8 protein-coding genes are annotated in these 7289 nt (G+C 68.1%); 3 read left to right on the forward strand and 5 right to left on the reverse strand.

What is annotated here, in order from left to right; genetic code table 11:
- Nucleotides 1–34: 34 nt before the first annotated feature.
- Nucleotides 35–430, reverse strand: coding sequence for a superoxide dismutase, Ni (gene sodN / locus ACFU53_RS45110; protein ID WP_005480378.1), 396 nt, complete (start codon nt 428–430; stop codon nt 35–37).
- 144 nt (nt 431–574) lie between these two features.
- Here sodN and sodX point away from each other — a divergent pair, with 144 nt between their 5' ends.
- Nucleotides 575–1009: a nickel-type superoxide dismutase maturation protease gene (gene sodX / locus ACFU53_RS45115; protein WP_384005850.1), complete on the forward strand. Its 435-nt coding sequence runs from the start codon at nt 575–577 to the stop codon at nt 1007–1009.
- Here the strand turns inward: sodX and ACFU53_RS45120 are convergent.
- Nucleotides 913–1542 carry a CGNR zinc finger domain-containing protein gene (locus tag ACFU53_RS45120; protein ID WP_384005852.1) on the reverse strand — a complete coding sequence of 210 codons (630 nt, stop codon included), beginning with the start codon at nt 1540–1542 and terminating at the stop codon, nt 913–915. The genes sodX and ACFU53_RS45120 overlap by 97 nt on opposite strands.
- Nucleotides 1543–1659: 117 nt before the next feature.
- On the opposite strand from ACFU53_RS45120, the gene ACFU53_RS45125 reads away from it, so the two are divergent.
- Nucleotides 1660–2418 (forward strand): class I SAM-dependent methyltransferase, encoded by a 759-nt coding sequence (locus ACFU53_RS45125; protein WP_384005854.1) that lies wholly within the window; start codon nt 1660–1662, stop codon nt 2416–2418.
- A gap of 98 nt (nt 2419–2516) precedes the next feature.
- Here the strand turns inward: ACFU53_RS45125 and ACFU53_RS45130 are convergent, their stop codons facing one another.
- The 3 genes from ACFU53_RS45130 to ACFU53_RS45140 are packed head-to-tail and all read right to left on the reverse strand — an operon-like array spanning nt 2517 to nt 5222.
- On the reverse strand, nt 2517–3278 hold the full coding sequence (locus ACFU53_RS45130) for an amino acid ABC transporter ATP-binding protein (protein WP_384005856.1): 762 nt from the start codon (nt 3276–3278) through the stop codon (nt 2517–2519).
- On the reverse strand, nt 3275–4216 hold the full coding sequence (locus tag ACFU53_RS45135) for an amino acid ABC transporter permease (RefSeq protein ID WP_384005857.1): 942 nt from the start codon (nt 4214–4216) through the stop codon (nt 3275–3277). Before ACFU53_RS45135 ends, ACFU53_RS45130 begins: the two co-directional genes overlap by 4 nt.
- 40 nt (nt 4217–4256) lie before the next feature.
- The gene (locus ACFU53_RS45140) at nt 4257–5222 is read right to left on the reverse strand and encodes an ABC transporter substrate-binding protein (protein ID WP_384005859.1); all 966 of its coding nucleotides are present in this window, start codon (nt 5220–5222) and stop codon (nt 4257–4259) included.
- Nucleotides 5223–5830: 608 nt separating this feature from the next.
- Here ACFU53_RS45140 and ACFU53_RS45145 point away from each other — a divergent pair.
- On the forward strand, nt 5831–7072 hold the full coding sequence (locus tag ACFU53_RS45145; protein WP_384005861.1) for an NADP-dependent malic enzyme: 1242 nt from the start codon (nt 5831–5833) through the stop codon (nt 7070–7072).
- The last annotated feature ends 217 nt before the right edge of the window (nt 7073–7289 follow it).

The following is a 7289-nucleotide window of genomic DNA, read 5'->3' on the forward strand; positions in this document are numbered from 1 at the left end:
GCATACGGACCGGGTGCGGTCGAGAGAGGCCGGGTCAGGCCTTCTTGGTCTCCCAGAAGATCTTGTCGATCTGGGCGATGTAGTCGAGCGCCTTCTGGCCCGTCGCCGGGTCGGTGGACGCCTTCGCGGCCGAGAGGGCCTTGAGGGCGTCGTTGACCAGCTGGTGCAGCTCCGGGTACTTCTCGAAGTGCGGGGGCTTGAAGTAGTCGCTCCACAGCACCGAGACGTGGTGCTTGGCGAGCTCGGCGCGCTGCTCCTTGATGACGGTCGCGCGAGCCTGGAAGTGAGGGTCGTCGTTGGCGGCCATCTTGTCCTGCACGGCCTTCACCGACTCCGCCTCGATGCGGGCCTGGGCCGGGTCGTACACACCGCAGGGCAGGTCGCAATGCGCGCTGACCTTGACCTTGGGGGCAAACAGGCGGGAAAGCATGGAGCATTCCTTCCTCGTGATCGTCTTCTCAGGTGGGACATTACTCCCTGCAGAAGAGGTTTGAGCGGGTGCCCCCATGGGCTTAGGACAAAAGTCCGGGGTCAGACTGGGACTGGTGGAGGATGGACCGGGGAGGTGCCGGGGATGCCGGAGCTGTCGCAGGAGAACGAGCGGGGGAGGGCCCTCCTGCCCTTCGGGGTGGCCGAGGTCACGGGACCGTCCATGGTCCCGACGCTGCGTCACGGGGACCAGTTGCTGGTCCACTACGGGGCACGCCTCACGGTCGGTGACGTGCTTGTGCTGCGGCACCCCTTCCAGCAGGACCTGCTCGTGGTCAAGCGGGCCGCCGAGCGGCGCGACGGCGGCTGGTGGGTGCTCGGGGACAACGCGTACGCGGGTGGGGACAGCACCGACTACGGGGTCGTGCCCGACGAACTCGTGCTCGGCAAGGTGCGGTTCCGGTACCGGCCCCGGTCGGACGGTCAGCGCTCGCCGTTCGCGCTCGCCCGCTGGGTGCTCTCGGCCGCCCGGCCCGTGCTCGGCGACCGGCCCGCCTCCAGGCGTTTGCGCGCCCGGTAGGCCGCCACGTTGGCGCGGGTCGCGCAGCGGTCCGAGCAGTAGCGCCGGGAGCGGTTGGTGGAGGTGTCGAGGTAGGCGTTGCGGCACGGCGCCGCCTCGCACAGGCCGAGCCGGTCCACGCCGTACTCGGTGAGGTGGAAGGCCAGGCCCATCGCCGCGATCGCCGCATAGCCCGCCGTCGCGTTCGAGGGGTGGTCCGCCAGATGCATGTGCCACAGCGGGCGGCCGTCGTCGTCCCGGAAGTCGTGTCCGGAGATCTGCGGGTTCACCGGGAACTCCAGCAGCAGCGAGTTCAGCAGGTCCACGGCGAGGGTCTCGTCGCCGTCGTCCGCCGCCTCGAAGACCGAGCGCAGCCGGGTCCGCACCGACCGGAACCGGGTGACGTCGGCGTCCGTCGCCCGCCGGGCCGCCTGTCGGCTGGGCCCGAAGAGATCGCGGACGGCCTCGACCGAGGTGAGTGTGTCCTTGCCCCGGGCCGGCTCCTCGGTGTTGACGAGGCGTACGGCGTAGTCCGAGTAATGGGCCAGTTCCACTTGTAGTCCTTACGGGGGGCGCTCTATTGTCGTGGTGCGGGACAGGTAATGGCTACTCGTACTTACAGGGTATTACGCGGTAGGCGGAAGAAGCGGTACACGGAGGAAGGGGACCTCATGACCACCACGACCGGAACCGACTGGCATGCCTGGCAGGAGAGCTGGGACCGGCAGCAGGAGATGTACCTGCCGGACCGTGAGGAGCGGTTCCGGGTGATGCTGGACATGGTCGAGGCCTTCGCCGGCCCCGAGCCCCGCGTCCTCGACCTCGCCTGCGGTACGGGTTCCATCACGTCCAGGCTGTTCGCGCGGTTCCCGGAGGCCGTCAGCACCGGCGTGGACCTCGACCCCGCGCTCCTCACCATCGCCGAGGGCACGTTCGAGGGCGACCGGCGGGTCACCTTCGTCACCGCCGACCTCACCGACCCCGGCTGGACGACCCAGCTGCCGTACGACTCGTACGACGCCGTCCTGACGGCCACAGCCCTGCACTGGCTGCACAGCGAACCCCTCGCCGCCCTCTACGGTCAGGTCGCGGAGCTCGTCCGCGACGGCGGTGTCTTCATGAACGCGGACCACATGATCGACGAGACGACGCCCCGGATCAACGCGGCGGAGCGCGCGCACCGTCACGCGGGTATGGAACAGGCCAAGGCGGACGGTGGCGTCGACTGGGCCGCATGGTGGCAGCTCGCCGCCCAGGACCCCGTGCTCGCCGCGCCGACGGCCCGCCGTTTCGAGATCTACGGAGAGCATGCCGACGGCGACTTCCACAGCGTCGACTGGCACGCCCGCGTCCTGCGCGATAAGGGCTTCGCCGAGGCCCGCGCGGTGTGGTGCTCGCCCTCCGACTCGCTGGTGCTGGCGGTGAAGTAGACCGGCCGCATGCCGCTGTGGCACGAGTAAGGGCGGTACGGGAATCCGTACCGCCCCTTCTCCTGTCGCGCTACGGCTCTACAGCACGCGCTACGGCTCTACAGCACCTTGGAGAGGAACGACTGGGTCCGTTCCTCCTGGGGGTTCGTCAGCACGTCACGGGGGTTGCCGGACTCGACCACCACACCGCCGTCCATGAAGACCAGGCTGTCGCCGACCTCGCGGGCGAAGCCCATCTCGTGGGTGACGACGACCATGGTCATGCCGGACTCGGCCAGGTCGCGCATGACGTCGAGGACGTCGCCGACCAGCTCCGGGTCGAGCGCCGAGGTCGGCTCGTCGAAGAGCATCAGCTTCGGCTCCATGGCCAGCGCCCGGGCGATGGCCACGCGCTGCTGCTGGCCGCCGGAGAGCTGGGACGGGTAGTTGCCCGCCTTGTCGCCGAGGCCGACGCGCTCCAGCAGTTCGCGGGCGCGCTCGCGGGCCTGGGCCCTGCTGACGCCCTTGACCTGGACCGGCGCCTCCATGACGTTCTCCGCGGCCGTCATGTGCGGGAACAGGTTGAAGCGCTGGAACACCATGCCGATGTCACGGCGCTTGAGCGCGACCTCGCTGTCCTTGAGCTCGTACAGCTTGTCGCCCTTCTGGCGGTAGCCGACCAGCTCGCCGTCGACGTACAGCCGGCCGGAGTTGATCTTCTCCAGGTGGTTGATGCACCTGAGGAACGTGCTCTTGCCGGAGCCGGACGGGCCGATGAGGCAGAACACCTCGCCCGTCTGCACCTCCAGATCGATGCCCTTGAGGACCTCGACGGGGCCGAACGACTTGTGGATGGCCTCGGCCTTCACCATGGCGGTCATGCCGAGACTCCCTTCGGGCGGCGCACGGGCAGCACGGCCGTCTTCAGACGCTGGATCGGTGTCGGCGGGAGGGACCGGGAGGAGCCCTTCGCGTAGTGCCTCTCCAGGTAGTACTGCCCGACACTGAAGACGCTGGTCAGGATCAGGTACCAGGCGGCGGCGAGGAACAGCATCTCCACCGTGGAGCCCGAGCCCTGGCCGATGTCCGTGGCCGCTTTCAGTAGATCCACGTACTGCACCGTCGAGACGAGCGACGTGGTCTTCAGCATGTTGATGACCTCGTTGCCCGTGGGCGGCACGATCACGCGCATCGCCTGCGGGATGACGATCCGGCGCAGGGTCTTTGAGTGGCTCATGCCGAGCGCGTGCGACGCCTCGGTCTGGCCCTCGTCGACCGACAGCAGACCGGCACGGCAGATCTCCGCCATGTACGCGGCCTCGTTGAGACCGAGGCCGAGCAGCGCCGTCAGCAACGGCGTCATGAAGGAGGACCAGTAGTCCTTGTAGATCGGGCCGAGGTTGATGTACTCGAAGACCAGGCCCAGGTTGAACCAGACGAAGAGCTGGACCAGGACCGGGGTGCCGCGGAAGAACCAGATGTAGAACCACGCGACCGACGAGGTCACCGGGTTCTTCGACAGCCGCATCACGGCGAGCAGGATGCCGCCGACGATGCCGATCACCATGGACACCACGGTGAGCAGGAGGGTGTTCAGGACGCCCTCGATGATGCGGTCGTCGAAGAAGTAGTCGGGGATCGCGCCCCAGTTGATCTTCTTCGCCTGCGCGAACGCGTAGACGATCGAGCCGAGGAGAGCGAGCGCGATGGCCGCGGACACATAGCGCCCCGGGTGCCGGACCGGAACGGCCTTGAGGGCCTCCGGGCCGACGGGGGGCGTGTCCGAGGGACCGTCCATCTTGCTGACGTCAACAGTCACGGGTGGAGCCTTTCAGAACCGAGCAGAACCGAGCCGAGAATCAGGAGCCGCCGTTGACCTTGGCCTCGGTGATCGCGCCGTCCTCCACGCCCCACTTCTTGATGATCTTCTCGTACTCGCCGTTGTCGATGATCGCCTGGACGGCGGCCTGCAGTGCGTCGCGCAGCTCGGTGTTGTCCTTGGCGACGGCTATGCCGTACGGGCCCGCCTCGACCTGGTCGCCGACAACCTCGAAGTAGTCGCCGCCGCCCGAGGTCTTCACCGAGTACGCGGCGACCGGGTAGTCGGCGGAGACGACGTCCGCGCCCTTGGAACGCATTCGGGTCTCGGCCTCGGGGTTGGTGGCGAAGTCCTCGATCTTGAGCGCCTTCCCGCCGTCCTTCTTGCACTTGGCCGCCTGGTCCTTGGCGAGATCGTGCGAGAACGTGTTGCGCTGCACGGCGATCGTCTTGCCGCAGAGGTCGTCCCAGGTCTTGATGCCCTGGTCGTCGCCCTTGTTGGTGTAGAGCGAGACACCCGCGGTGAAGTAGTCGACGAAGTCGACGCCGGAGCCGACCTTCTTGCCGCTGTCGGCGTCGACGCCCTCCTGGCGGTCCTTGGTGTCGGTCATGGCCGACATCGCGATGTCGTACCGGTTGGCCGCCAGACCACCGATGAGGGTGTCGAAGGTGGCGTTCTGGAACTTGAAGTCCACGCCGAGCTGCTTGCCCATCGCCGCGGCGATGTCGAGGTCGATGCCGACGACCTTGCCGGACTCGTCCTTGTACTCCACCGGGGCGTACGCGATGTCCGAACCGACGTTGATCACGCCCTTGTCCCGGACGGCCGCGGGGAGCTTGTCGGCCAGCGGGGCCGCGCTGGTGGAGGCGGTCTCGGAATCGTTGTCCTTGCTCTTGGTCTGGTCACCGCAGCCGGTGAGCAGCAGGGCGCCCGCGACCGCGATCGCTCCGACGGCGGCTGTACGGGAACGCAGGCCGGTCGTACGACAGGTGGTGCTTGCGGTCATGGTGGGTTCCTCCGGCGGGGGTGGTGTGGAGTTGCCGACAGGTCGACGATTAGCACGCGTCTTCGAGTGTGGCGACCTTGTGTGATTACGGCATCTTGCCATTCGGGCATGTGTATTCAGATGACCAGCCATGTCAAAATCGGATAACGGGCGACCCCCGAATGACCCACGAACCGCCGCGGACCAGGTGATCACACCGGATCCTGTGCGGTGATTCCTCCTTCCGGCCGGAAGATCTTCGGCGCATCTCAGGATGCGGTCGGCCGCGAACTCCGCACACGTGGCCGTACAGGACTTGTCGTGATGTGACCGACTTGTCCCGTCATCCATCGATGAGTCGAACCACCCGTGATCGTCTCCAAATGACCTTCGAGTTGTGACCTTCGAGGTATGAAGACGTGTGGACTCGTCGTCGGTACCGTCCGTCCGGTAAGAAGGTTCCTTACACCCCTCATCCGGGGCCCAGGGCGCGTGTGCGGCGCGCCCGTCGCGTCTGAGCCCGCAGGCGTCGCCGTACGTATCGGTGACCTGGGACTTACGCGGTGCCCGCCCGCTCCCGAACCGGGAGCGGAACACCCTCAAACCATGAAGCCTAAGGGGTAAAAAAAGTGGCAGCGGAGATTGTCAATCCTCGCACCGACAGCGGCGACGGCAGTACGGGTCAGGAGGGCGGCGCGGAGCCTCTCAATTCTCTCGACTCCTTCGACCCCGCCTTCGCGCTGCACCGCGGCGGCAAGATGGCCGTGCAGGCCACCGTGCCGATCCGGGACAAGGACGACCTGTCCCTCGCCTACACGCCCGGCGTCGCGCGGGTGTGCACCGCCATCGCCGAGCAGCCCGAACTGGTCAACGACTACACCTGGAAGTCGTCGGTCGTCGCCGTCGTGACGGACGGTACGGCGGTCCTCGGGCTCGGCGACATCGGCCCCGAGGCCTCCCTCCCCGTGATGGAGGGCAAGGCGATCCTGTTCAAGCAGTTCGGCGGCGTCGACGCGGTGCCGATCGCGCTCGCCTGCACGGACGTCGACGAGATCATCGAGACCGTGGTCCGCCTCGCGCCCTCCTTCGGCGGCGTGAACCTGGAGGACATCTCCGCGCCCCGCTGCTTCGAGATCGAGAAGCGGCTCCAGGAAGCCCTCGACATCCCGGTCTTCCACGACGATCAGCACGGTACGGCGGTTGTGACGCTGGCGGCGCTGCGGAACGCGGCGAAACTGACCGGCCGTGGGCTGGGCGATCTGCGGGCCGTGATCTCGGGTGCGGGCGCGGCCGGTGTGGCCATCGCCAAGATGCTGCTGGAGGCCGGTCTCGGCGACGTCGCGGTCGCCGACCGCAAGGGCATCGTCTCCGCGGACCGCGAGGACCTCACGCCGGTCAAGCGGGAGCTCGCCGGGCTGACCAACAAGGCCGGGCTCTCGGGCTCCCTGGAGGACGCTCTCGCGGGCGCCGACGTCTTCATCGGCGTCTCCGGCGGTACGGTCCCGGAGGAGGCGGTGGCCTCGATGGCGGAGAACGCGTTCGTCTTCGCCATGGCCAACCCCAACCCCGAGGTGCACCCGGACGTGGCCCACAAGTACGCGGCCGTCGTCGCGACCGGGCGCTCCGACTACCCGAACCAGATCAACAACGTCCTCGCCTTCCCGGGGATCTTCGCGGGTGCCCTGCAGGTGCGGGCCTCCCGGATCACCGAGGGCATGAAGATCGCGGCGGCCGAGGCGCTGGCGTCGGTCGTCGGGGACGACCTCGCCGCGGACTACGTCATCCCGTCGCCGTTCGACGAGCGGGTCGCCCCGGCGGTGACCGCGGCGGTCGCGGCGGCGGCTCGGGCGGAGGGTGTGGCTCGCCGCTGAGCTTGGGGGCGGTGCGGGGTTCTTCGCCCCCGCCGCCCCTGACCCGTTCCCATCCCCAGGGGCTGCGCCCCTTCGACCCCCGCCTTCTCGTTCGGGAGTGCGGGTTGTTCGGCGGGTGCGGGCGAGTGGGGCTTCTCGCGCAGTTCCCCGCGCCCCTCAAATGCAGGGGCTGCGACCCTCGCTTTTGGCGTTTAGGGGGGCGGGTAGCCGCGCGTAC

This window comes from Streptomyces sp. NPDC057474 (genome assembly GCF_042802555.1).
Lineage (GTDB): Bacteria > Actinomycetota > Actinomycetes > Streptomycetales > Streptomycetaceae > Streptomyces.

What these genes read in the sequence shown, in the direction of transcription:
- sodN (WP_005480378.1), bottom strand. Translation starts at nt 430, where the DNA reads ATGCTTTCCCGCCTGTTTGCCCCCAAGGTCAAGGTCAGCGCGCATTGC.
- sodX (WP_384005850.1), top strand. Translation starts at nt 575, where the DNA reads ATGCCGGAGCTGTCGCAGGAGAACGAGCGGGGGAGGGCCCTCCTGCCC.
- ACFU53_RS45125 (WP_384005854.1), top strand. Translation starts at nt 1,660, where the DNA reads ATGACCACCACGACCGGAACCGACTGGCATGCCTGGCAGGAGAGCTGG.
- ACFU53_RS45140 (WP_384005859.1), bottom strand. Translation starts at nt 5,222, where the DNA reads ATGACCGCAAGCACCACCTGTCGTACGACCGGCCTGCGTTCCCGTACA.
- ACFU53_RS45130 (WP_384005856.1), bottom strand. Translation starts at nt 3,278, where the DNA reads ATGACCGCCATGGTGAAGGCCGAGGCCATCCACAAGTCGTTCGGCCCC.